We start from the raw sequence: 21,470 nt of genomic DNA, 5'->3' as shown, positions 1-21,470 counted from the left end.
ATCGCCTGAAAGATCAATCTTCGGGTGCGATCGTCACGCGCAAACCATCGAATTCGTCGGTCACAATGAGCTGACAGGAAAGCCGCGAAGTTGCATCCCGATGTTCCGAGCCATCGAGCAGATCATCTTCATCTTCACTCATCGGCGTCAGCTTGTCGGCGAAGTCGGTGTCGATCCTGACGTGGCAGGTCGCACACGAGCAGCAGCCGCCGCAAAGCGCCAAAAGCTCGTCAATGGAACTGCCACGAATATTGTCCATGACCGAAACGCCCACTTCGCCGTCGATCAAATGTTCGGCTCCGTCGCGGGTGATGACCAGGAGTTTTGGCATTAGAGGGAAATCCTTTGCAAAATTGGCGTGTCTGCACTGCCGTGGTGTGTGAAATATTGTCAGCGGATCGTCCATTCGGGCGACATGTGCAGCCGCTAGCTAAACGAAGCTGATCTCCGCCGAACCCAAGCCGTCGATCTGTGTCCGAAACTTGTCACCGGGTTTCGCTGGTTCCAGGGGGACCAGCGAGCCGGACAGGATGATTTCCCCGGCCTTGAGCGGCACGCCATAGCGGCCGAGCGTGTTGGCGAGCCAGGCGACGGCGGTGAGCGGCGATCCCTGCACCGCCGAGCCATATCCTTCGGACAGCAGCCGGTTATTCTTGAATACCTGACATTTGAGCGCGGGCAGATCAAGGTCGCGCGGGTTGACGCGCGCGTCGCCGAGCAAGAAAATGCCGCATGAGGCATTGTCGGCGACGGTATCGACGATCTGGATATTCCAGTCGTCAATCCTGCTGTCGACGATTTCAAAGCAGGTGCACACGGCCTCGGTCGCCGCCAGCACATCTGCGTCGGTGACGCCCGGACCGTGCAAATCCCCCCTGAGAATGAACGCGATCTCCGCTTCGACCCGCGGCGCGATCAGCTTTCCCTCGATCTGGACGGAGGCACCCTGATCGACGTGCATATGATCTGTCAGAAAACCGAAATCGGGCTGATTCACGCCCAGCATATCCTGTACCGCCTTCGACGTTACACCGATCTTTTTTCCGACGACCCGCTCCCCGTCGGCTTCCCGCCGCGCCAATATGCCCAGCGAGATTCGGTAGGCGTGGTCGAGCGACAGCTTTTCCCGATCGCGAAGCGGCGGCACGCTGCGGTTCGCACGCAACGCGCCGAACAATTCCTCGGCATATCGTTCCACCATGCCCTCGTCGCCCATCCATTCCTCCATGAACCATTTCGATCGTCAAATCGGCGGCACTGTGGCCCGCCGACGCTGGCCGTCCCCGGCTCGCATTCAAGCCTCAAGCAGCGGGGCCGTCGCATGCGCCGCAATGTCGGCCGTTGATCGTCCGCCGATCATCCGTTGCAGCACGCCGCTTGCGTCGTCGAGATTTTGCGGCTGGACTATGCCTGCGACAAAGCGGTCTGGACGCAGCAGCACGATCGATCCGTCTGCATCCTGGTCAGCGAACCAGTCGTGCAGCACGTCATTCAGGTCACCGACCAGCGACGTGCCCGGCAGCACCTCGCCCTGGAAGCCGTCGAGTTGCGTTATCGGGACGACCGCGAGCAGCGCGGCGCCCATATCCGTCCAGAACCGCCGCGTTTCTGGCGACATGTGCACTTGGGGATCGGTTCCCCAGGACAGCACCGCGAAGCGCAATCCGATAAAGTCGTCCAGCCGGCTGCGCTTTCCGCCAGGCGCCATCACGTCGGGCTGAGGAAACAATCTGCCCGTCGCCCGCCCTGCTGGCTCTCCATTGGCGGCAGTCAGGATGACGCCGTGGGTGAAGCGCGGCATGGGCTTGAAGCGCATCTGTACGAAATACCGCTTCACGGGCGGGATCGCATTTAGCGCCAGCGCCACCCTGTCGCGGAGCCACGCGATCGCCCTGTTCGTAGGCGCAAAGATGCGGCCGGCCGTTACAGACAGGTCGATCATGGCCTTGGCATGTTTGCGCCGCTCGGATTCATAGCTTTCCAGGATGGAATCGGACGCCTCGCCGCGTACCACCATGCCGAGCTTCCATGCCAAATTGGTGGCATCGCGAATGCCACTGTTATAACCTTGGCCCTGCCAGACCGGCATGAGGTGGGCGGCGTCCCCGGCGATCATGACGCGGCCGCTCTTGAAGGAGCGGGCGAGCCGCGCATTATGGGTGTAGACGCGGCTACGCATGACTTTGGCGCGCTCCGGGTAGGGCAGCGCGCGTGCCAACAGTCGCTGGATGCCCTCGGGGGAGCAGAGCTCCTCTTCCGTTTCATCGCCGAGGACCATGAACTCCAGCCGACGAAGACCGTGCGGCAAGGCTATGGAGACGAAGGGTCGCGAAGGGACGCAGTGCAGGTAGGAATCGGGAAGGCCGAGGGGGTCATTCTCCAGATCGATGACCACCCACCGCGTAGCGTCGGTAATGCCTTCGAACGCGATGTCGAGCGCCTTGCGGACGATGCTGCGGCCGCCGTCGCAGCCCACCAGCCACTTGGCCAGGATCGTCCGCGCGCCCTCCCCGGTCTCGACCGCAACTCTGACGTGATCGCCTTCGTCCGTGAAAGATGACACTTCGGTGGAGAAGGCAATCTGAACATCATCGAACCGTTGCGCACCTTCATACAGGATCTTGTCGACCATCGGCTGAATGAATGAGCTACGACGCGGCCAGCCGAACTCCCTCGTCTTGGGGTCGATAAGCGCGAATGTCTTGCCCGTCATCGTCAGGAAGCGCATCTTTTGAGCGGGCGTGGTGTGACTGGCGATAATGTCCGCAAGGCCAATCGCCTGGAAGCTGCGCAGACACTCGTCGTCCATCCCGACCCCGCGCGGATAGTCGATCAGCCTGTCGCGCTGTTCGAGGACGAGCGCGCTGACGCCCATAAATCCCAGATAGTTCGCGATCGTCAGTCCCACGGGCCCCGCGCCGACGATCGCTACGTCTACAGATTCCGGAAGCGCGGCATCGCTTAACGTCACGTCGTTTCCCCCGTCCCTCGGACGTTGATGATGTTAGCTGGCGGATCGTAGTCCCGTCTGGCTGAAGCGTCGACATGACCTCGGCCGCTCATTTCATGGCCAATGTCAACGTTGCAAAACCGCGGCAGGCAAGGACGGGGATCAAGCATCCAATAGAAAACCCAAATGGATGGCATTGAACTTGTCCGGATCTTCGAACTGCGGCCAGTGCCCGCATCCGTTCATGACCTCGTAGCGTGCGTTCGGAATCAGATCGGCGATCCGCTTGCCCTCTTCAGGAGACGCGGTCGGATCGTGCGAGGTCCACAGAACGAGGGTGGGCGAAGCGATCCCGCGTGTCTCCTCGTCCGAGAACATGTTACGCTGGCGAGTTTCCATGTCCTGCAAGCACAGGATTTTCTCCATAATGTCAGGAAAGCCGGACTGAGCGTAGATCGCACGTCGGGTTTCTACAAGATCGTCATTCACCTTCGACGTGTCGTGCATGAGAAATTCGAGCCGGGTCCGTATTCGCTCGACGCTCGGGTCGCGAACTGCTTCCATGGAAAGACGCTTGATGCGTGCCATGACCTCTGCGTGCGCCGTCCAGCCGCCGGCCGTGTTCAGCACCAGCCGGTCCACGCGTTGCGGATGATGAACTGCTATCCAGGCGGCGACCCATCCACCGAGCGATTCACCCGAAATATGCGCTCGGGTAGCGCCGAGCGCATCCATTACGGCCAGCACATGTGCACCATAGTCGGCGATCTCGTAGCTTCCGCCCGGCTTGTCGCTCCAACCGTGACCAATAAGGTCAATAGCGACCGTCCAAAAGTGCTCGCCATGGGCCGCAAAGTTTCGGCTATAGGCTTCCGAATGGCCGCCGGTTCCGTGCAGCAGCAGCAACAGCGGCTTGTCCGGCGATCCCGATGAGATGAAGCGTGTCTTTATGCCGCCCGCATCGAGATAGCCCTGCGTGAACGACGCGCCCGTCAGATCGGACCAAATAGACCGGTGGTGTTCCGACATTATTCTCTCATCCTTGATACATTCGGTCGTAGACCGGGTTCAGGCAGCGGTTGCTTGTAGAATTCCCATGCCGGTTATCCACTCGTCCACCACTTCGTAAAAAAGCTCAGTTGCCGAATAGTTCGGCCCGAGCGTCGCCAGTGCTGCTATCCATGCACGCGTTTCATGCCCGCCCCGACCCCCGGCCTGCGAAATAGCCGTGTCCGACACCTGATCGAGAACCGAAAGGTCTCCGGCCATGAAAGCATCCAGAAGCCTTCGGTCCCACTCGGCGTTGGCCGGTAACAGGCTGGACCGGCCGACGGCCATGGCATTGCCCTCACCGTGCGCCCGACTCTGCCTTCTGAATCGCTGAGCGAAATCGAGCTGTCCGCCGGTCACCAACAATTCGCGCACTTCTGGCGAAGCGGTTGCAAGCGCAGGAACTGGCGGGTCGTGCGACAAGCCCCCCGATCCGATGATCATAACGCGCTCGGGCGCACGGCGCGCCCAGTCGCCCACCGCACGACCCAGCGCGCGAGCGCGTTCAAAGGTCGGAAGCGGCGGCGAGGCACAATTGACGAAGATCGGGATCATTTTGAACAGCGGGTGCGTTTCCGACAGCCATTCCAGGGGCTGAATACCACCGTGGTCAACCTGCATATTATAGGAAATGGCTGAATCGACGCCGGAAGCGAGGACCGATCGCGCCAGATCGGCCGCGCGACCCTCGGGGATATCGAGCTTCCCTGCAGCCGTTCCATAGTCGCCGATCGACGATCCCTCCACGCCGATACAAAAGGGCGGCAGCAAATTATAGAAAAAGCCGTTGAGATGATCGGGATAGAAGATGATTGTAAGATCCGGCTTCTGCTCAGCGACAAAGTCGGCGGCATTCTGGAGCGCCTTGCTGAATCGCTCTTCTACCGCAGCCTGAGGGCGGTTCCTGTCCTTCAGAGGGCTGTGAGATAGACAGATACACCCGGCAATCATGGCACCCCCTCTGGAAAATCCGTTGTCCGATATGGAATTCGCAATACGCCCAGAGATGATTGAAAATCGCTTGACGATTGGCAACAACCTTTGCCATTGTGTTCGCTCAGTGAACGCAAAAGGGGCGGATTAGACCGTTGGAGCACAATCCTTACAAGGATGTACGGTCCCTGATGCGAGGACTTCAGGTTATCGAAGCACTGAGTGAATCGGGCTGGACGAAGGTCGGAGAACTCAGCGCTGCGACAGGTATCGACCGGTCTTCGACTTACCGCATTATCGGCACGCTGGTCCAACTCGGTTATGTATCGCGGCGGAGCGAAGACTCGGCCCTGGCACTCACTCCGAAGTTCGCGCATTTGGCGGATGGGCTGAAGGACGACGATATCGTCACACAGCTCGCTTGGCCGGCTCTTTTCGAACTCAGTAAGGATATACTCTGGCCCTGCGATTTCGCGAGCTTCGAAAGAGGCCGCGTGTCGATTCGGCTTTCGACTCACAAGATCAGCCCCATGTCGATCCACCGCCGTATGATCGGCAAGGAACGCCATCTGGTCCGTTCCGCGTTGGGCACCGCAATTCTGGCCGCCATGTCCAACGACGAACGGGAATCAGCACTAGAGATTATCGACCGCCTTGGAGGCATCAACGCTGACGACGTGCGCGACCGTGCGACCGTCGATCGGGTCGTCCAGACAGTAAGGGAGCGTGGTTACGCCAGCTCCGCCGGGCAGACTGAGAGCAAAATCAGCGCGATAGCTTTGCCGGTTCTCGCGCCCGGAAACAGAGTGGTCGGTGCCGTCAACATCGTATTCTTTCGCAGCGTCATGACCATAGAACAGGCGGCAGGACGCTATCTGACCAAACTCAAGGCCTGTGTTCACGACGTCGAACAATTGCTGCACGACTTCGATGAGCGGAAGAGGCTATCCGGCGATTGACGCAAATTTCGCTTTAGCGCCAAGCGGCTTGGCTGGCCGCACCACTGTATCAGATGTTCCCTTCCGCCCGCCTCAGCGTGCTGTCAGCCCCCCATCTGCGACGATAACTTGTCCCGTGATGAAGGACGCTTGGTCCGACGCCAGGAAAGCGACAACCGCCGCAATTTCCTCGGGCCGCCCCCAGCGCCCCATCGGAACGCGCAATTTGTCCTTGATGAGCGCATCGCCCTCCGCCTGGAATTTAGTTGTCATCGGCGTCTCGATATATCCGGGGCAGAGCACGTTAACCCTGATATTGTCTCCCGCATATTTCAGCGCGGCGTCCTTAGTCGCCCCGACCACGCCATGCTTGGCGGGTCCGTACCCGGTAGGCCCAATCGACCCGGTAACGCCGGCGATCGACCCGATGTTTACGATCGATCCTCCGCCTCCGCGCTGGAGCAAGGGAATGCTGGCGCGCATCGCACGCCACGTCCCGAGAAGGAACATATCGACGTTGCGCTCAAAATCATCTTCGCGCTCCGTGCTCGTCCGGCCGGCGGAGTTCACAACGGCGTCGAGTCTGCCAAAGCGCGCGATCGCGTCATCGAAACTCGATCTGACCGAACTGTCGTCCAGAATGTCGACGCGGCTGAACGAGGCTTCCCCGCCGCGCGCCTCGATCTCCTCGCGCAACGCAGGATAGGATTTGTCGTCAACGTCCGCTATTACAATCTTGGCCTTGCTCGTCGCTAGGGCAAGCGCGGAGGCAGCGCCGATGCCGCTGCCTCCGCCGGAGACCCAGCAGACCTGTCTAGCAAGACTTGGGTATATCACAGCGTCTTTCATCGCTCTTCCTTCCGCACGGTGCCGAGCCAAGAAGCTTGGGCCGACGTCTAGCTCCCCCTATCTGTTGGAGACCTTCTAACACAATGCGGTTGAACGAAATGTTTTCTAGGCGAACGCGCTTGCTTGCCTCGCCGGCGGCTCGCAATCCGGAAGATGGAGAAGCGGCGTTCGCCCTTGAACTATGGAGCAGCAGTTTCCGCTGAACGCCCAACATGTGTTCTCATAGAGAACATTCCTGTTGTTGGGGGTAGCAGCGTTCGGGCCGCCGACGTATCAGGTTTCCATATAGGCGTGTGCGATGCTTGACATCGACGCTCCCCCCTCCTGACGGCGCGCTGCAGCGAACGGGGGCTCAGGAATAAGTTCGGGTCGCGCCGCAGGCACATATGATCAAGGTGAGGCAAGGTAGATAGATGAACGAAGTCGATATCGGGTCCATGGCCGTAAAATGGGTGTCAGCGTTCGAGGACGCACTTGCTTCGAGCGATGAAGCAAAGTTGGCCCGAATGTTCTGTGACCCCGCATATTTCCGCGACAACGGCGCGCTCACGTGGGATTATAGGCAGTTCAGCGGCCGCGAGCGCGTCATCTCAAAACTTATCATGTTCGCACGCGACGTGAAGGCAAGACATTTCAGAGTTTCCGACAAATGGCCTGCCCCTCACGTCGTGCAGAACGGTTCGGCCTCCACGGTCGAGGCATTCTACGAATTCGACACCGAGAACGCGTCGTGCTTGCTACTGGTCAACGCGGTTCTTGACGAGAGCACGCCCTTCGGGATGAAGGCGAGTGCGATCTTCACCCGGATCGAGGATCTCGACACAATCGTGCGGCCCAAGCCGCATCCCCGGGGCCGCGGCTATGTACCCAAAAGTGCGGGAGAAACCTGGAAGCAGAACCGCGATTTTGCGCGCAATTACAGCGAAGGCAACCCCGAGGTTCTCGTCGTGGGCGCCGGACAGGCAGGCGTCGTAACAGCTGCATATCTGCGCCGGTTTGGTGTCGATGTGCTGAACGTAGACCGGCACAGCAAGGTCGGTGACAGCTGGAACACCCGATACGAAGCGCTGGTCCTCCACAATCCCGTAGAGATGAACCAGTTTCCCTTCCTGCCTTTCCCGCCCCATTACCCCGAGTATTTGTCCAAAGACTTAGTGGGCGAATGGCTCGACCTGTACGCGCGCTACATGGATCTCAATGTCTGGACCGGCACAGAGTTCGTCAGTGCCGAATATGACCATAGCCAACAACGCTGGGACGCCGTGGTCCAACGCGCCGATGGCGCCAAGCGAACCCTGCATCCCCGTCACATCGTGCTCGCGACGGGAGGTATCGGCGGAAAACCGTCCGTACCCGATCTGCCGGGACTGGCCTCCTTCTCCGGGAAGGTCATGCACTCGTCCGAATACACAAAGCGGTCTGATTATGACACCAGGAACGCGATCATTGTGGGTGTTGCAACGAGCGCGCACGATATCGCGAACGACCTCTACAAGGGCGGGGTCGATGTCACGATGCTCCAGCGCAGTCCTGTCGTGATCAATAACGTTGAGACTGCTAATCTGGCCTATGCTGCCTATATGAACCCGGAAATACCGACCGAGTTGACTGATCTACGCTATGGTATCGGTCTTATCGGTCCGCTGCGTGAGACGGCCAGCCGAAATTATCACGAGATGGCCAAGGATCTCGACAGCGAGCTGCTTACCCGTCTGAAGGCCGCGGGTTTGCGGCTTGGCGACGGCGTAAACGGTCAGGGCTGGCTCGACCTCTTCCTTCGCACGGGCGGCGGTTACTACCTCAACACCGGTACGTCGGAAATCATTGCTGATCGGAAGATCAAAATCGAGCAGTTCGACCGGATCGCGGAATTCGTTCCCAATGGTGTGAAGCTCACCGACGGTACCGTGATCGAAGCCGGAATCGTCGTTCTCGCAACCGGCTATGAAAGCCGCAAGGCGGAGGTCGTTGAAGGTTTCGGCGAGGCCATCGCCGAGCAGGTGGGCGAGATCGCACGGCTCGACGACGAGGGCGAGTGGGCCAATATGTGGGGTCAGACCGCTCAGCGAGGATTGTGGTTCAACGGCGGCGGCATCAATCAGATGAGGCCAGGGTCCAAACGCCTTGCGTTGCTTATCAAGGCCGATCTTGACGGGCTCATCCCGGAAGCACGCCGCCGTCGGCCCAAGTTATCCAGGAAGAACGAGAGCAACGAGCAGGCTGTGGAAACGGCATAGCTACGGTCGCCTTATTGAATCTATTCGGAGGATATGGCGACGATCGCCTGTCATAGGGACCGGCATATTGCGTCACTGACACGTCAGTTGGAGCGGGAGATCAGTGAAAGTGAGACCTGTTTAAACATAATATCCAACGGGAGAGAGACGATGTCGGCTAAGGAAATGGTCACGGCGCATCTGGACGCGCGTACTGCCAAAATCCAGGTCAGCGACTTCATTTGGAATGAAGGCGAGGAAATCCATCAGGTCAATGACGACTTCATTATCGGATACCGTCCCTATCCATCGCAGGTCACCGTTGCGGCGAAACTCAAAAGCGGTCGGCTGCAGAGTTTCGGCCAGCTGATGTTCTTCCCGGCCAAGCTCGAGGTCGTCACGGATCCCGCGAACTGCAATGAACGCGTACGCAATGTTCGTTGCCACCTCGACGCCGACTGGCTGCGCCAAATCTGGCGGAGCATGCCGCAATGGGAGAGCAGCAACCTCAGCCAGTGTTTTGACATGAGGAACTTTCGGATCGAGCAAACCCTTCAACGGCTCGGACACGAAGCGCTCAATCCCGGTTTCGCGAGCACGTTGATGGTGGAATCGCTGTCCAACACCATCGCGATTGAGATCGTCCGCCACTTTAATGCGTCATCGGATAGCAGACGCGTTCGGACGCAGGAGGGCAAACTATCCGACGCCGACATTGCCCGGATCGTGGAGTATATCGACAGCTGCGAAAATCACTGCCCGAATATCGACGAAATCGCCAATGTCTGCGACATCAGCTCAGCGCACCTACGCCGTTCCTTCAAGCGGACGACCGGAAGGACGGTTCATGATGCTGTTGAAAGGATCCGGCTTCGCAAGGCACAAGATTTGCTCATCAGTACCGATTTGCCGCTAAAGGTCATTTCGTATCGGCTCGGCTTTGCAAATTCCAGCACCTTTTCATCCACCTTTCGGAGATCCAGCTCGGAAACGCCGAGTGAATACAGGCGGCGTCTCCGAGCCTGACGTCCAATAGCTGTCATGCTATTTGGTAACATCCTCCGCCCGGTCCAGGCAGGGATCAACGCTCGGACACCAAGCCGGCAAAGCGATGATTCGACGAATGAGCAACCGAAAGCTCCCCCCCAATCTGCGCGCGCCATTGCTCGATTCGGCGTAGCGACCTCTCGCAAAGGCAGCGGACGAGCCAGTTCGTTGCGGCTTGCTTTCTGGTTGGGGGTCGCGGCGCTTGCGCCGCCCCAAGTCTTGGCGCATTTATCGGCTGGCACGCAGGCTCCTGTAGTGGAGATGACCAGTCTACATCAGGTCGCCCCCAACATCCTGGTCGCCTTGGACCGGCGCGTGCCACTAGTCCCGAACATCGGCATCATTTCAGGCACCAAGGCCATTCTCGTCGTTGATGTTGGACTGGGCCGAGAAAACGGAAAACGTGTCTATCAGGCTGCGTTGCGTATCGCAAACGGGCGACGTATCTATCTCACCACCACCCACTTCCACCCCGAGCATAGCTTCGGCGCCTCGGCCTTCCCCCGCGCCAGCCTGATAATGAATGCGGCGCAACTCGACGAGCTGCAGGCGAAGGGCCCCGCCTACCTGGAGTTGTTCCGCAAAATCGGCCCGGCTGCCCAGAGCGCGCTGGTGGATACCGTCCCAGCGGAAACTGCGGTCGTCTACCGTCATCGCCATATCATCGATCTCGGCGGCACTGTCGTGGAGTTGCGCGAAGTGCCGGCCCATACGCGCGGCGATCAGGTCATCTTTGTCCCTGAAAGCCGGGTTCTTTTTACAGGTGACCTTGCCGAGACACGCTTTTTCCCAGTCCTCGTCGACAAGGATTCGAACGGATCCAGGTGGATCGACGTACTCGGCCAACTGATTGCTTTGCGACCCGCCGTTATTGTACCTGGTCATGGCGAGGTGACGGATCGCCAGCTGTTGGACGATGTCCGCGAAATGTTGATCTGGATGCGAGCGGAGGTCGATCGGGCGGTTGAAAAATGCCTGCCTACTGAAACGATGGTTGCAGAGATAGTGGCTGCCGCCAGGCGGCGTTATCCCGGATGGGATAACGGACAATATTTATCCTACGACGTCCTGTCGTTCAGAAATGATGCGCTGGCCAAAAACGGAGAAAGCGGCTCTGGTCCGGGAAGCGACAACAGGAAATGAGCTTTCGGAGTCTCCCTTCGATATTTGCTACGACCGATTTTCCCTCGTTCCGGCAACCATCCTGTCCTCGACCAACCGGCGCGTTTCCTGCAGCCACGGCAAGCGATCCATCAGCGCCTCCCGCACTGGTCGATGGTGGACGACGCTGACCGAGATTGCGGCGCAGACATCGATTTCTGGAACCAGGATCGGCACGGAAAGACACATCAGGCCTGGTGAACTTTCCTCGATCTCGGCCGCCCAACCCTGAGCGCGCACTTGCGATAGATATATCCTGATTTCGTCTGGATCGGTAATGGTCGCGGGTGTCAGGGGGATCAAAGGCCCACTCTCAAAATATGCATCGAGTTCGGCGGGTTCGAGTTGCGCCAATAAGCATTTGCCGATGGCAGTGCAGTAGGCCTCCAGCTGGGTGTTCTCCGCCGAATGCACCTCGCCGCGGCCGTAGCGCTGCTTCACGAGATATGTCACCATGGCTCCCTGAAGCACTCCAAGGTGGGTGTGTCCGCAGGCGGTGCTTGCGAGGTCGGCAAGCGGCCTGCGACTGACAGCTGCAAGCAGCGACAGAAGGGCATCGCGCTGGGCCACGCAATGCCATGCGGGTCCGAGATGATAGCGCCCCTTGCGCTCCGCGACGAGATAGCCCCGTGAGAGGAGTATGGTGACGATGCGGTGCGCAGTGGTTAGCGGGACGCCGCAGTCAATTGATAAATCGCGCAGTGAGCACGGTGCGTCTCGCGCAACCCTTTCCAGGAGATCGAAGGTCTTGTCGACGAGCCCAACCAAATTGTTTACTCCCGAAGAAGCCGGCTGTCCGGTCAATTCCGGTTATATGTTGCGGGCTTCGACAACCAGCCCGCGCCCCGCGAAATAGCCGCAACAGACGAGGCTCGCCCGGCTCCTCCCGCTACCTTGCACCTAGACCAGTTGCCCACTCGATATTTAGCGTTTCCAGCCCGATGACGATCCCTCCGTGAAAGCGCGGGGGGGATGCGGGAGAGAGCGAAAAGGCGGGGATACGGCTGAGCCACTGCTCGTACAGAACCCGAAGTTCGAGCCGGGCAAGATGCATACCGACGCAGCGGTGCGGCCCGAAACCGAAGGTCGGGACACCCTTTTCCTTCCGGTTGAGCTCGACGGTCAGAGGATCGTTGTAGACCGCCGGGTCGAGACCGGCGGCCGCTGGCACGAACAGCACACGATCTCCCTTCCTCATTGCGAGGCCGTGAAACTCGGTGTCTCGCATGACGATGCGGCCCATGCTGGCAAATGCGTAGCGGCGCAGCAACTCTTCAACGGCAGCAGGAATGAGCGAGGCGTCCGCGCGGAGCCGGGCCTGAAGCGCTTGGTCCGCGGCGAGATGCCGAACCCCGAGGGACATGGCGTTGGTAACGGTGTCAAGTCCGGCCAACATCAGTAGAATGCAGAACCCCATGAGCTCTTCATCGGAGATTGGCCGACCGTTCACGTCCGAGGTCACCAGCTGACTCAGAAGATCGTCCTGGGGAGCCGCCCGTTTCTGGGTGATGAGGGCGCCGAGTTCGCGATGGAAGAAGCCGAGCGCCTCGCTGCGCTTCGTGGCGTCCGGATCCGACAGGAATGTGAAGACATTGTCGCGAAACGCTCGAAAATGCTCGCGCGGGATGCCTGCTATCTCCATGAAGACGAAGACCGGCAGGGGCTCTGCAACGGCGGACACGAACTCGGTCCGGTCCGTGCCTGCGATCTGGTCGATCAGCTCGTCAGCCAGCTTCCTGACGCCGTCTTCCATTCGCACGATCCGAGCGGGGGTGAACGCCTTGTTGAGCGCCGCGCGGTAGACGGCGTGGTCGGGGGGATCCATGTTCAGCGGCACCAAAAGAGGCTCGTCGCTCATGGCCGGAATCTGCATCGATGTACTTGAAAAGGTCTGCGTGTCCCGCGTCGCGTCGAATAGCTCTTGATAACCGCCGATCACCCAGTGCCCCCCGTTGAGGGGGGTGTAAAATATGCGCGGCGTCCGGCCCTCGAACAGGCGCATGATTACCGCGTGAGGATCTTCCTTAAATCCCGGCTGATCGAAGTAATCATATGTAACAATCGCGTTGGCGGGAACGTGATCTGCAACCTTCAGCATTTTTTGATCCTTGGGCACTAGTTTATTGTTTCATCAATGCGCTTGCAACAATGCAGGGTCGCCTCTCAACCCATGTTCGCGGTGACGCCACCATCGACGTGCATGTTGGTGCCTGTGATGAAGTCCGCCACCGGGCTGCAAAGGAACGCTGCCATGTGACCAATGTCGCGCGGCTGCCCGAGGCGGTCAACCGATTGCGGATAGATACGCAATGCGACTTCGATGCTTTTGGCTTCGTCGTCACCCCACCCATGCTCGTCACCGATGGATCGGAGCCACTGATCGATGGCGGGCGTTTGAATCATGCCCGGCGAGATCGCGTTTACCGTGATTCCGGTGCCCCGCAGCGCCTTTGACAGGCTCAGTGCCAGATTGACCATCGCCGCCTTGCTCGCGGAATAGTCGCCAGTAGCGTTTGAGGGATCGGTCGCGACCACACTGCCTATCTGCACGATGCGACCCCATCCACGCTCGCGCATACCCGGCGCCAAAAGATGAATAAGGCGAACGGCTGCCAAAACATTGCTTTGATAGCTCCGCGACCAATCGTCCACGGGCGAGCCAAACCAGTCCAACGCGCCGTCCTGTCCAACCATCCCCCCAGAATTGTTGACCAGAATGTCTATGCCGCCCATCATCGCCAGCGACGCGTGCGCAACCCGCTCGGCTTCGGCCGCGACGGACAGGTCGCCGAGGACCGTTTCACAGACGCCGCCGTTGGCGGTGATCGCTGCCTTTACCGCCTGCGCGCGATCGCTCGACCGACCGTGAACAATTACTTTGGCTCCTTCCTTGGCGAGCGCATGGGCGATGCCCTCGCCAATCCCCGAAGTGCTGCCAGTGACAAGCGCGCGTTTTCCTGTGAGCTGTAGATCCAAATTTCCATCTCCTGGCTGTAAAGCCCTTGCACGCAAAGCTTCTAGGCGCCGATGCCAGAGTTTCTCCGGCACACGGGCGACACATCCGCACCGACCGTCAAGCCGCCACTCACCTCCAAACGAAACACTCGCAGCAATATTTCTGGCCGACTTTGGCTCGCAGCGGCGCACCGCCGCTGCGAGTTCGATACATTCGGGTGCTTGCTTGAATTTCGCACGGTCGCAATTGCGTGTCTAGCAGGCCGTCCGCCATAATATTGTTCCATAAGGATCATCTGTTTCGCGCTCCGCTAGTGCCAGTGGCCCGGCGGCTGCAGCTGCAACTGGGCAGGCAAAATCCGCAAAGGATAAAGGAAAGCCACATCCGTGAATTCGGTAGTGTTGACCGGGCGAGCCTGGCCGTCCCTTATGGCGCCTGAAAGACGGGCGATCCTCCGCGATGGAGAGGCGCAGCCATCGGCAGTTTCATGGGGCAATTTCATGCCCTTTGGTTGTCTGGCTGCGCGATGAAAGGATAGGGACCGCCTGGTCGACGACTGAAACTGCGGTGATCGTGCCGTCGCGGACGCAACGCTTTGCGGGGTCGCCCTGGCGGGTTGCATTTTTATGCGGACGCGCCGTCGCGTCCTGGGGAGAGATTGTTATGAAGACGTTCGTCATAGGTGCTACCGGTTATGTCGGGTCGGCCGTCGCACGCGCTTTCAAGGCACGCGGCCACCATGTAGCGGGTCTCGCGCGCAACGATTCCGCTGTCGAGGTGCTTGAACTGGCAGGCGTCGAGCCGATGTCCGGAACAGTCGATGATGCGGATTTCTGTTCCAGACTGGCCAAATTTGACGTCATTGTCATGGCGGCCATGATCCCGTTCGAACAGGAAGCGCCCTTTATGGCCCGGTTATGCGCGGCGTTCGGGGAACAGCCTAAGCACATCGTCTTCACGTCCGGAAGCGGCGTGCTGTCGATTGAGGCCAAGGACGGAATGTGGAACCAGAACACCTTTGCGGAAGATGATCCCTTCCCTTTCCCGTCGCGTCCCAATCGCGCGATCAGAATTCAGACCGAGGACATGGTGCGTCAGGCGTCCGATGGAGCGCTGAAGACCTATGTCATCCGGCCACCTTTGATCTTTGGCAGAGGCGGAAGCATTCAGATCCCGCAGATTTTCGAATCCGCTCGCCGTACCGGCAAGGCATGTTATCTGGGGGCGGGCCTCAACCTTTATTCAGCCGTGCACGTCGATGATCTCGCGGAGGCGTACTGCCTGGCGGTGGAGCGCGGTACACCTGGCGCCCTTTACCACACCGTTGCCGGCGAGGCGAACTTCCGCAGCATCGCCGAAGCTGTCGCACAGGTGGTAGGATGCGAGACGCAGAGTCTCGACTATGACCAAGCTTGCGAGCTGTGGGGCACATTCTGGGTCGATATCGCGCTGGCAGTGAACAGTCGTTCGATCGCACGCCGGACCGTGGCGGAGCTCGGCTGGTCGCCAAAGCATCTCGATGTGATCGAGGATATCCGGAATGGCTCGTACCGCCAGAAATATGAGGTCCAGAAGGAGACGGGCGTCGAAGCATTTTCTTGGCAGAGCCATGGTTGACACGCTGAAACAGGGCGGCGGACCGAAGAAAAGGGAATATCTGCAATGAAAGAACTCAATGGTCGCGTCGCGGTCATCACCGGGGCCGGAACGGGAATGGGGCGGTCGATGGCCTTGTCGCTCGCCGCAGCTGGCGTCGATCTGGTGGTGTCCGACATTGAAATGGAGGTCGCCGAGCAAGTTCGGGATGAAGCGATCGCGCTGGGCAGGCAGGCGGTCGCCATGCGGACGGACGTCTCCAGGCTCGAGGAGGTCGAAGCGCTCGCCGATGCTGCCTATCAGCGTTTCGGCAAGGTGGATATCCTCATCAACAACGCCGGCGTAACGTTGCGCCCGTTCCGCGCCGTGTGGGACACCTCCTATGAGGATTTCAAGTGGGTGGTCGGGGTCAACATCTGGGGCGTGATCCATGGTGTGCACGTCTTTGTACCGCGCATGCGCCAGCAGACCGGCGAGAAGCATATCGTCAATGTTTCGTCGATGAGCACGCTCGCCAAAGTGCCCGGCCACTCGACCTATGTTTTGACGAAAGCGGCCGTGAACGGGTTTTCCGATGTGATCCGCGAGGAACTCGCCCCGTATGGCTTCGGCGTTACCATTCTCTATCCAGGCTATGTGAAGACGCGCATCGCGACCAGCGAGCGGCTGCGACCGGAACAGGAACGGTCCGATACGCGCAACATTCCAGCTTACGACAGCTATCTCAAGCCCGGAGGCGAGGAGCCGCTTACCAGCCCGGTCCGTATCCAGGATGCTGGCGCGATGCAGGTCGGAATCGAGGCGGACGAGGTCGGCCCCATGGTCGTCCGGGCGATCCGGGAGAACCGGCCCTATTGCTTGACCCATGCCGCCCCGGACGTCCCAATGAAGGAGCAGTTCGACGAGCTGATGAATAGCTATCTTGTTTGATCGCCCAGTGGCGGCGCTTTCGCAGCCGTGCCGCACGCGCGGCCAAGGTTCCGCATCATGAGCCGCGGCCACCGGATCGTGATGCTCTGCGCGCTTACGCAGAATCTGGCCTTTGGCATCATGTTTGGAAGCTTTGGCCCCCTATTGCCCAGCACCGTCGAGCGGTTCGACATATCCCTCGTCACCGCCACGATGGCGATGAGCATGGCAACGCTGGCGATCGCGGCGAGCGCCCCGCTTATTGGTGTCGTCGTCCAGCGGCTGTCTGCGGGCGCCGCCATGACCATCGCCGCTGCGCTGAGCGCCTGCTGCTATGGCGTGATCGCGACCACGCCGTCGTTCGCCGTAGTGATGGCGTGCTACGCCATTCTCGGGGTCTGCGCCGTCACATTGGGCGTCATCGGGCCGCTGACGCTGGTCAATCAGTCCTTTTCGACCAACCGGGGGAAGATGCTGGGTCTCATCCACATGCCGATCTTGTTGATGGCCGCCCCCGTCGCCATCGCCGAGGCGTTCCCCGCACTTGGCAGGACCGGCGTGCTGCTTGCTCTCGCCGCGCCGTTCTTGCTGGTCGCACCAATAATCTGGTGGCAGACTAAAGGCTTATCTCCTGCGGTGCAGGCCGGCCAACCCGCCCCCGCGGACGACCGTGCCGATGCGATTCGGCCCGGCAGCGGTGGTCGTCGCAGTCTTGCGCTCGTGTTTGTGTCATTGGCGATAGGCATTATTGCGGGAAGTGCCGTCGTTTATATGGCGCACGTTGTCCCGTTCGGATTGAGCCGCGGCATGACGCTGCCTGTAGCATCGCTATTGATTTCCCTTTTCAGTGCGTTCGGCATCGTGGGATCACCGGTGGCTGGCTGGCTTTGCGATCGCCTCGGTCCCTACTGGACGCTGGTAGGAGCCGCGCTGGCGATCGCTACCCTATGGCTGGCGCTGCCCATGCTCGACCGCGCTGCCATCTTCGTGGGCGCGTCCTTGCTCGGCTTCTTTGCTGCGCCGATCAATACACTTCATGCCGCGGTTGTCAGCAATCTCTACGGACCCGACGAGGTCGGTAAGGCGATGGGAATGAGTTATCTGATCAAATTACCATTAATATTTGGCATGGCGCCATTAGTGGCGCTCGCCGTCGATCACTTTGGATCTTACAGCGAGGCGTTCGGCTTATTGGCGGTCATTACGGCAGGCGGCGCGGCCCTCTGCGGTGCGGCGATGATCGTTGTTCGCAGCGGCGCGCAGACCCCTCAGGCGACTTGATGCCATGAGCCGCGCGCCTGTGCGCGAATGTGCGATGCCTGGTCGAAGGCTGCGAGTCACGTAAAGGAGAAGATAATGCCAGCAGTTCTGTGCAACAAGGTCGCCATCGTCACCGGCGGCGGCGGCGGCATCGGCGGCGCGACGGCCCGGCTGCTTGCAGAATGCGGAGCCGCTGTCGCCGTGGTTGATATTGTCCAGGACAATGCCGACAATGTTGTGCGCGTGATAGAAGAGGCCGGAGGCTTGGCGGCCGCCTTCCGTGCCGACATCGCGCACGAGGACCAGGTCGAGGCCATGGTCGCGGCAGTCGCCGCGCGCTTCGGCGGGGTGGACGTTCTCGTAAACAACGCCGCTCTGACCGCGCCCGACGACATCAGACCGGACATGGAGGTCGGCATAGCAGAGATGTCGACCGCCGTCTGGGACCGGACAATGGCCGTAAATTTGCGGGGGACGATGTTGTGTTCGAAGCACGCCATCCCGGAAATGATAAAGCGCGGAGGCGGATCGATCGTGAACCTCTCTTCGATCGGGGGGCTACAAGCGCGGCCAACGCTCTCCGCCTATGGCGTATCGAAAGCTGCAGTGAACATGCTCACCCAGTATATTGCTACGGGATATGGCCGGGAGGGCATTCGTTGCAACGCGGTGGCTCCCGGCTTCACGCCGACCGAGACGGGGTTGATCGGTCTGAGCGATGAGGACAGGCGCGTGCGCGCGCGCCATACGGTGCTCGGCCGCTTCGGCGAACCGCGCGACGTTGCCCAGATGATCGCCTTTCTTGCATCCGAAGACGCACGGGTTGTCACCGGGCAAATTGTTGCTGTGGATGCCGGCGTCACAATCCATCTCCCCTGGTATGCCGACCAACTGGAGCGCGGCGGGATGAATTAGCTGGGATCGTGCGCAAGGAATAGAACGACACTGATCGGGACGCGAATCGCAAGCGCCCGCGCGCCGCAGCACCAACCCGGCAAGGCGGTTGCGTCGGCGCGTTTCCATATCGGCTACCGGTTCAGCCACGATGAACATAGCGCCGCGCAGGGGATCTTTGGGCAACGCCCGCGTCGGCGTGATAAAAGCCTCTTATGAAAGGGAGTCGGCGGGTTTCGGGACCGCGATGCCAACATCCAAGCGGCAGCTTGCAGTCTGTGCGTTAATGACTGCGTTCCTCGAGACGTTCGTAAGCGATGTTTTCAGGCCACGGCGGTCCAGGGCATGAGGTTGCGGACGGCATTGGCGGGATGCCCGTTGGCGAGCTTGGTCAGTATTTCGGTCAGCCAAGTGTGGGGGTTGAGACCGGAGAGCTTGCAGTTTTCGATGAGCGTGGCGATGACGGCCCAGTTGTCTCCGCCTTCATCAGAGCCTGCGAAGAGGGCATTTTTGCGGTTCAAAGCGAGGGGGCGGATCGACCGCTCGACGGCATTGCTATCGAGGTCGACCCGGCCATCGTCGAGGAAGCGGGAGAGCCCGTCCCAGCGAGTGAGCGCGTAGCGGATTGCTTCACCGATCTTCGCTTTGGCGCTGACCTGACGGCTGCGGGCTTCAAGAAACCGACGCAGATCGTCGATGATGGCGCGGCTGCGCTCGCCCCGGGCTTGTTGGCGCTGTTCGGGCGGCGCACCTCGCACCTCGTCTTCGATGGCATAGAGCAAGGCGATGCGGCGCAGCACCTCGGTGGCGACCGGCGATGTGTCGGCGAGCTCGTAGAACTTGCGGCGCACATGGGCCCAGCAGAAGGCGAGCCGAATCTGCTGACGCCGCTTCGCCAGCGCGGCATAGCCGCCATAGCCGTCGACCTGCAGGATGCCCGCGAAATCGCCGAGATGGGCTTCTGCCCGCTCAGCCTTGCGGTCGGCGGCATAGACATAGGCGACCATCGGCGGATCGTTGCCGCCCCAGGGGCGATCATCGCGTGCATAGGCCCATAGCTGCCCGGTCTTGGTCCGCCCGCGTCCGGGATCGAGCACCGGCGCCGTCGTCTCGTCGGCGAACAAGCGTTCCGATCTTCGCAATCGCTCGAGGATGTGATCGCGCAAGGGGCGCAAATACCATGCCGCCCGGCCAACCCAGTCGGCCAGCGTCGAGCGATCGAGCTGGATACCTTGCCGGGCATAGATCTGTGTCTGCCGGTATAGCGGAAGATGGTCGGCATACTTGGAGACCAGCACCTGCGCGATCAGCGCTTCGGTCGGGATACCGCCCTCGACGATCCGCGGCGGTGCCGGGGCCTGCACGACCGCACCCTCGCATGAACGGCAACCGTAGCGCGGGCGGCGGGTGACGAGGACACGGAAGGTGGTCGGCACGACATCGAGGCGCTCGGCGACGTCCTCGCCGATCTGATGAAGCGCGCCGCCACAACAGACACAGGTCTTCGTCTCGACATCGACGATCTGTTCGACCCGCTCCAGATGCGTCGGCAGCGAACCCCGGTTGGTCTTCCGCGGCCGCTGTGCCGGAGCCCCGCTTGCCTTGTCGCGAGCGTGTTCGGCCGCGGCCAAGGCCGTCTCGACTTCCTCGAGGGCAAGCTGGAACTGATCGGGATCGAGCTGTTCGGACCGGCGGCCAAAACGGTGACGCTGCAGGGCGTCGATGATCGCTTGTAGACGCTCGACCTCGGCTTTGAAAATCTTGAGCGCATCGAGCTCGCGAGCCTGTTCGAGGACGAGCGCGCGAAGCGCTTCAACGTCATCGGGAAGGTCGGCTTCCATGAGCATGGAAGCAGTGAATCAGCATGGGAAGGCCGCGTCAACCGGCAATCTGCGGAGCGATCGGGCGGCGTCCGCCATGCACTCGGCGCCAGTCCAGACCTTCCAGCAGAGCGCCAAGTTGTGCCGCCGTCACACGCATCACGCCGTCCTGAATCCCCGGCCACTTGAAGCTCCCTGACTCCAGCTTCTTAGCCATCAGGCACAGGCCGGTTCCATCCCACCAGACCAGCTTGATCCGGTCGGTCCGCTTCGCCCGAAAGACGTAAATCACCCCGGAAAAGGGATCGCCGCCATACTCGGCACCGACCAACGCCGCCAACGCGTCCGGCCCTTTGCGGAAATCTACGGGCCGCGTTGCGATCATGACGCGGGCGCCAGCGCCAGGCCCGATCATCGAGCCGACCGAAGGGCTTGCACCACGGCAGCAGCCAGATCGGCCTTGGCCGTTCGCCCAATCCGGATCACGGCACCATCGATCTCCACTTCTATCGCGACATCGCTGCGTCGGGCGTTGTCGGCGACCACCGGCACGAACATCGGCTCCGCATCCATCGAGCCACGCTGGGCTTCCAGCGCGTAACGAAGCTCGCGGCGCCAGGTGTAGAGCTGGGAGGTCCGGATATCGTGCCGCTGAGCAAGCGCCGTCAGATTATCGCAATGCTGCGCTTCTGCGACGATCGCCAACTTCTGCTCCACGGTCCACGATCGGCGTCGACCGACCGTCCCACTGAACACCTCGAGGCGCCGGGCCGGCTCCGGACTAACTCCAGTGCGCGTGTCCAGTCCGGTCGTTAGCGTCGCGTCGTCCATATCCCCTCTGGTCTGCCTCAATCACGAAACCAAACAAGGTGGGGCCCGAACATCGCTTAC

20 protein-coding genes are annotated in these 21,470 nt (G+C 60.5%); 8 read left to right on the top strand and 12 right to left on the bottom strand.

Features of this window, described 5'->3' with window-relative positions:
- Positions 1–13: 13 nt before the first annotated feature.
- From ACTJI5_RS16760 to ACTJI5_RS16740, 5 genes are all read right to left on the bottom strand, one after another.
- Positions 14–331: a 2Fe-2S iron-sulfur cluster-binding protein gene (locus ACTJI5_RS16760; RefSeq protein WP_440861120.1), complete on the bottom strand. Its 318-nt coding sequence runs from the start codon at positions 329–331 to the stop codon at positions 14–16.
- Between the two features lie 99 nt (positions 332–430).
- Positions 431–1,216 carry a fumarylacetoacetate hydrolase family protein gene (locus ACTJI5_RS16755; protein WP_440861119.1) on the bottom strand — a complete coding sequence of 262 codons (786 nt, stop codon included), beginning with the start codon at positions 1,214–1,216 and terminating at the stop codon, positions 431–433.
- Between the two features lie 78 nt (positions 1,217–1,294).
- On the bottom strand, positions 1,295–2,971 hold the full coding sequence (locus ACTJI5_RS16750) for a bifunctional 3-(3-hydroxy-phenyl)propionate/3-hydroxycinnamic acid hydroxylase (RefSeq protein ID WP_440861118.1): 1,677 nt from the start codon (positions 2,969–2,971) through the stop codon (positions 1,295–1,297).
- Between the two features lie 141 nt (positions 2,972–3,112).
- The gene (locus ACTJI5_RS16745) at positions 3,113–3,979 is read right to left on the bottom strand and encodes an alpha/beta fold hydrolase (protein ID WP_440861117.1); all 867 of its coding nucleotides are present in this window, start codon (positions 3,977–3,979) and stop codon (positions 3,113–3,115) included.
- A 39-nt stretch (positions 3,980–4,018) separates the two neighbouring features.
- On the bottom strand, positions 4,019–5,035 hold the full coding sequence (locus ACTJI5_RS16740; protein ID WP_440861116.1) for a 3-carboxyethylcatechol 2,3-dioxygenase: 1,017 nt from the start codon (positions 5,033–5,035) through the stop codon (positions 4,019–4,021).
- A gap of 89 nt (positions 5,036–5,124) precedes the next feature.
- Between ACTJI5_RS16740 and ACTJI5_RS16735 the strand changes: the two genes are divergently transcribed.
- Positions 5,125–5,892: an IclR family transcriptional regulator domain-containing protein gene (locus tag ACTJI5_RS16735; RefSeq protein ID WP_440861115.1), complete on the top strand. Its 768-nt coding sequence runs from the start codon at positions 5,125–5,127 to the stop codon at positions 5,890–5,892.
- Positions 5,893–5,964: 72 nt separating this feature from the next.
- Here ACTJI5_RS16735 and ACTJI5_RS16730 read toward each other — a convergent pair whose 3' ends face one another.
- On the bottom strand, positions 5,965–6,720 hold the full coding sequence (locus tag ACTJI5_RS16730) for an SDR family NAD(P)-dependent oxidoreductase (RefSeq protein ID WP_440861114.1): 756 nt from the start codon (positions 6,718–6,720) through the stop codon (positions 5,965–5,967).
- Between the two features lie 413 nt (positions 6,721–7,133).
- Between ACTJI5_RS16730 and ACTJI5_RS16725 the strand changes: the two genes are divergently transcribed.
- The 3 genes from ACTJI5_RS16725 (at position 7,134) to ACTJI5_RS16715 (ending at position 11,126) form a co-directional block, all read left to right on the top strand.
- A complete protein-coding gene (locus tag ACTJI5_RS16725) occupies positions 7,134–8,957 on the top strand; it encodes a flavin-containing monooxygenase (RefSeq protein WP_440861113.1) in 1,824 nt (607 codons plus the stop codon).
- 150 nt (positions 8,958–9,107) lie between these two features.
- Positions 9,108–9,962, top strand: coding sequence for a helix-turn-helix domain-containing protein (locus tag ACTJI5_RS16720; protein WP_440861112.1), 855 nt, complete (start codon positions 9,108–9,110; stop codon positions 9,960–9,962).
- A gap of 282 nt (positions 9,963–10,244) precedes the next feature.
- The gene (locus ACTJI5_RS16715; RefSeq protein WP_440861248.1) at positions 10,245–11,126 is read left to right on the top strand and encodes an MBL fold metallo-hydrolase; all 882 of its coding nucleotides are present in this window, start codon (positions 10,245–10,247) and stop codon (positions 11,124–11,126) included.
- 27 nt (positions 11,127–11,153) lie between these two features.
- Here the strand turns inward: ACTJI5_RS16715 and ACTJI5_RS16710 are convergent, their stop codons facing one another.
- The 3 genes from ACTJI5_RS16710 to ACTJI5_RS16700 form a co-directional block, all read right to left on the bottom strand.
- Positions 11,154–11,912 carry an IclR family transcriptional regulator gene (locus tag ACTJI5_RS16710; RefSeq protein ID WP_440861111.1) on the bottom strand — a complete coding sequence of 253 codons (759 nt, stop codon included), beginning with the start codon at positions 11,910–11,912 and terminating at the stop codon, positions 11,154–11,156.
- 121 nt (positions 11,913–12,033) lie between these two features.
- Entirely contained in the window at positions 12,034–13,242 is a 1,209-nt protein-coding gene (locus ACTJI5_RS16705; protein WP_440861110.1) for a cytochrome P450, read from the bottom strand.
- 65 nt (positions 13,243–13,307) lie between these two features.
- Positions 13,308–14,120 carry an SDR family NAD(P)-dependent oxidoreductase gene (locus ACTJI5_RS16700; RefSeq protein WP_440861109.1) on the bottom strand — a complete coding sequence of 271 codons (813 nt, stop codon included), beginning with the start codon at positions 14,118–14,120 and terminating at the stop codon, positions 13,308–13,310.
- Positions 14,121–14,763: 643 nt separating this feature from the next.
- Between ACTJI5_RS16700 and ACTJI5_RS16695 the strand changes: the two genes are divergently transcribed.
- The 4 genes from ACTJI5_RS16695 to ACTJI5_RS16680 all read left to right on the top strand — a co-directional run bounded on the left by ACTJI5_RS16695 (position 14,764) and on the right by ACTJI5_RS16680 (position 18,780).
- Entirely contained in the window at positions 14,764–15,717 is a 954-nt protein-coding gene (locus ACTJI5_RS16695) for an NAD-dependent epimerase/dehydratase family protein (RefSeq protein ID WP_440861108.1), read from the top strand.
- 45 nt (positions 15,718–15,762) lie between these two features.
- Positions 15,763–16,626 (top strand): SDR family NAD(P)-dependent oxidoreductase, encoded by an 864-nt coding sequence (locus tag ACTJI5_RS16690; RefSeq protein WP_440861107.1) that lies wholly within the window; start codon positions 15,763–15,765, stop codon positions 16,624–16,626.
- 57 nt (positions 16,627–16,683) lie between these two features.
- On the top strand, positions 16,684–17,886 hold the full coding sequence (locus ACTJI5_RS16685; RefSeq protein ID WP_440861106.1) for an MFS transporter: 1,203 nt from the start codon (positions 16,684–16,686) through the stop codon (positions 17,884–17,886).
- A 75-nt stretch (positions 17,887–17,961) separates the two neighbouring features.
- Positions 17,962–18,780: an SDR family NAD(P)-dependent oxidoreductase gene (locus ACTJI5_RS16680; RefSeq protein ID WP_440861105.1), complete on the top strand. Its 819-nt coding sequence runs from the start codon at positions 17,962–17,964 to the stop codon at positions 18,778–18,780.
- 302 nt (positions 18,781–19,082) lie between these two features.
- On the opposite strand, the gene tnpC is transcribed toward ACTJI5_RS16680, so the two are convergent.
- From tnpC to ACTJI5_RS16665, 3 genes are read right to left on the bottom strand one after another with little or no spacing between them, the layout of a single operon-like run.
- Entirely contained in the window at positions 19,083–20,606 is a 1,524-nt protein-coding gene (gene tnpC, locus ACTJI5_RS16675) for an IS66 family transposase (protein WP_440859285.1), read from the bottom strand.
- A 31-nt stretch (positions 20,607–20,637) separates the two neighbouring features.
- A complete protein-coding gene (gene tnpB / locus ACTJI5_RS16670) occupies positions 20,638–20,964 on the bottom strand; it encodes an IS66 family insertion sequence element accessory protein TnpB (protein WP_440859286.1) in 327 nt (108 codons plus the stop codon).
- A 26-nt stretch (positions 20,965–20,990) separates the two neighbouring features.
- Positions 20,991–21,410 carry a transposase gene (locus ACTJI5_RS16665; RefSeq protein WP_440859287.1) on the bottom strand — a complete coding sequence of 140 codons (420 nt, stop codon included), beginning with the start codon at positions 21,408–21,410 and terminating at the stop codon, positions 20,991–20,993.
- Positions 21,411–21,470: the final 60 nt, after the last annotated feature.

The sequence above is a fragment of the Sphingopyxis sp. 22461 genome, from assembly GCF_052044915.1.
Taxonomy (GTDB): Bacteria; Pseudomonadota; Alphaproteobacteria; order Sphingomonadales; family Sphingomonadaceae; genus Sphingopyxis.
This window is presented reverse-complemented; position numbering and strand designations above follow the sequence as displayed.

Excerpts from the sequence above, each read along its gene's own strand:
- ACTJI5_RS16760 (WP_440861120.1), bottom strand. The coding sequence starts at position 331 with ATGCCAAAACTCCTGGTCATCACCCGCGACGGAGCCGAACATTTGATC.
- ACTJI5_RS16755 (WP_440861119.1), bottom strand. The coding sequence starts at position 1,216 with ATGGGCGACGAGGGCATGGTGGAACGATATGCCGAGGAATTGTTCGGC.
- ACTJI5_RS16745 (WP_440861117.1), bottom strand. The coding sequence starts at position 3,979 with ATGTCGGAACACCACCGGTCTATTTGGTCCGATCTGACGGGCGCGTCG.
- ACTJI5_RS16735 (WP_440861115.1), top strand. The coding sequence starts at position 5,125 with ATGCGAGGACTTCAGGTTATCGAAGCACTGAGTGAATCGGGCTGGACG.
- ACTJI5_RS16730 (WP_440861114.1), bottom strand. The coding sequence starts at position 6,720 with ATGAAAGACGCTGTGATATACCCAAGTCTTGCTAGACAGGTCTGCTGG.
- ACTJI5_RS16725 (WP_440861113.1), top strand. The coding sequence starts at position 7,134 with ATGAACGAAGTCGATATCGGGTCCATGGCCGTAAAATGGGTGTCAGCG.
- ACTJI5_RS16720 (WP_440861112.1), top strand. The coding sequence starts at position 9,108 with ATGTCGGCTAAGGAAATGGTCACGGCGCATCTGGACGCGCGTACTGCC.
- ACTJI5_RS16715 (WP_440861248.1), top strand. The coding sequence starts at position 10,245 with ATGACCAGTCTACATCAGGTCGCCCCCAACATCCTGGTCGCCTTGGAC.
- ACTJI5_RS16705 (WP_440861110.1), bottom strand. The coding sequence starts at position 13,242 with ATGCTGAAGGTTGCAGATCACGTTCCCGCCAACGCGATTGTTACATAT.
- ACTJI5_RS16695 (WP_440861108.1), top strand. The coding sequence starts at position 14,764 with ATGAAGACGTTCGTCATAGGTGCTACCGGTTATGTCGGGTCGGCCGTC.
- ACTJI5_RS16690 (WP_440861107.1), top strand. The coding sequence starts at position 15,763 with ATGAAAGAACTCAATGGTCGCGTCGCGGTCATCACCGGGGCCGGAACG.
- ACTJI5_RS16685 (WP_440861106.1), top strand. The coding sequence starts at position 16,684 with ATGAGCCGCGGCCACCGGATCGTGATGCTCTGCGCGCTTACGCAGAAT.
- ACTJI5_RS16680 (WP_440861105.1), top strand. The coding sequence starts at position 17,962 with ATGCCAGCAGTTCTGTGCAACAAGGTCGCCATCGTCACCGGCGGCGGC.
- tnpC (WP_440859285.1), bottom strand. The coding sequence starts at position 20,606 with ATGCTCATGGAAGCCGACCTTCCCGATGACGTTGAAGCGCTTCGCGCG.
- tnpB (WP_440859286.1), bottom strand. The coding sequence starts at position 20,964 with ATGATCGCAACGCGGCCCGTAGATTTCCGCAAAGGGCCGGACGCGTTG.
- ACTJI5_RS16665 (WP_440859287.1), bottom strand. The coding sequence starts at position 21,410 with ATGGACGACGCGACGCTAACGACCGGACTGGACACGCGCACTGGAGTT.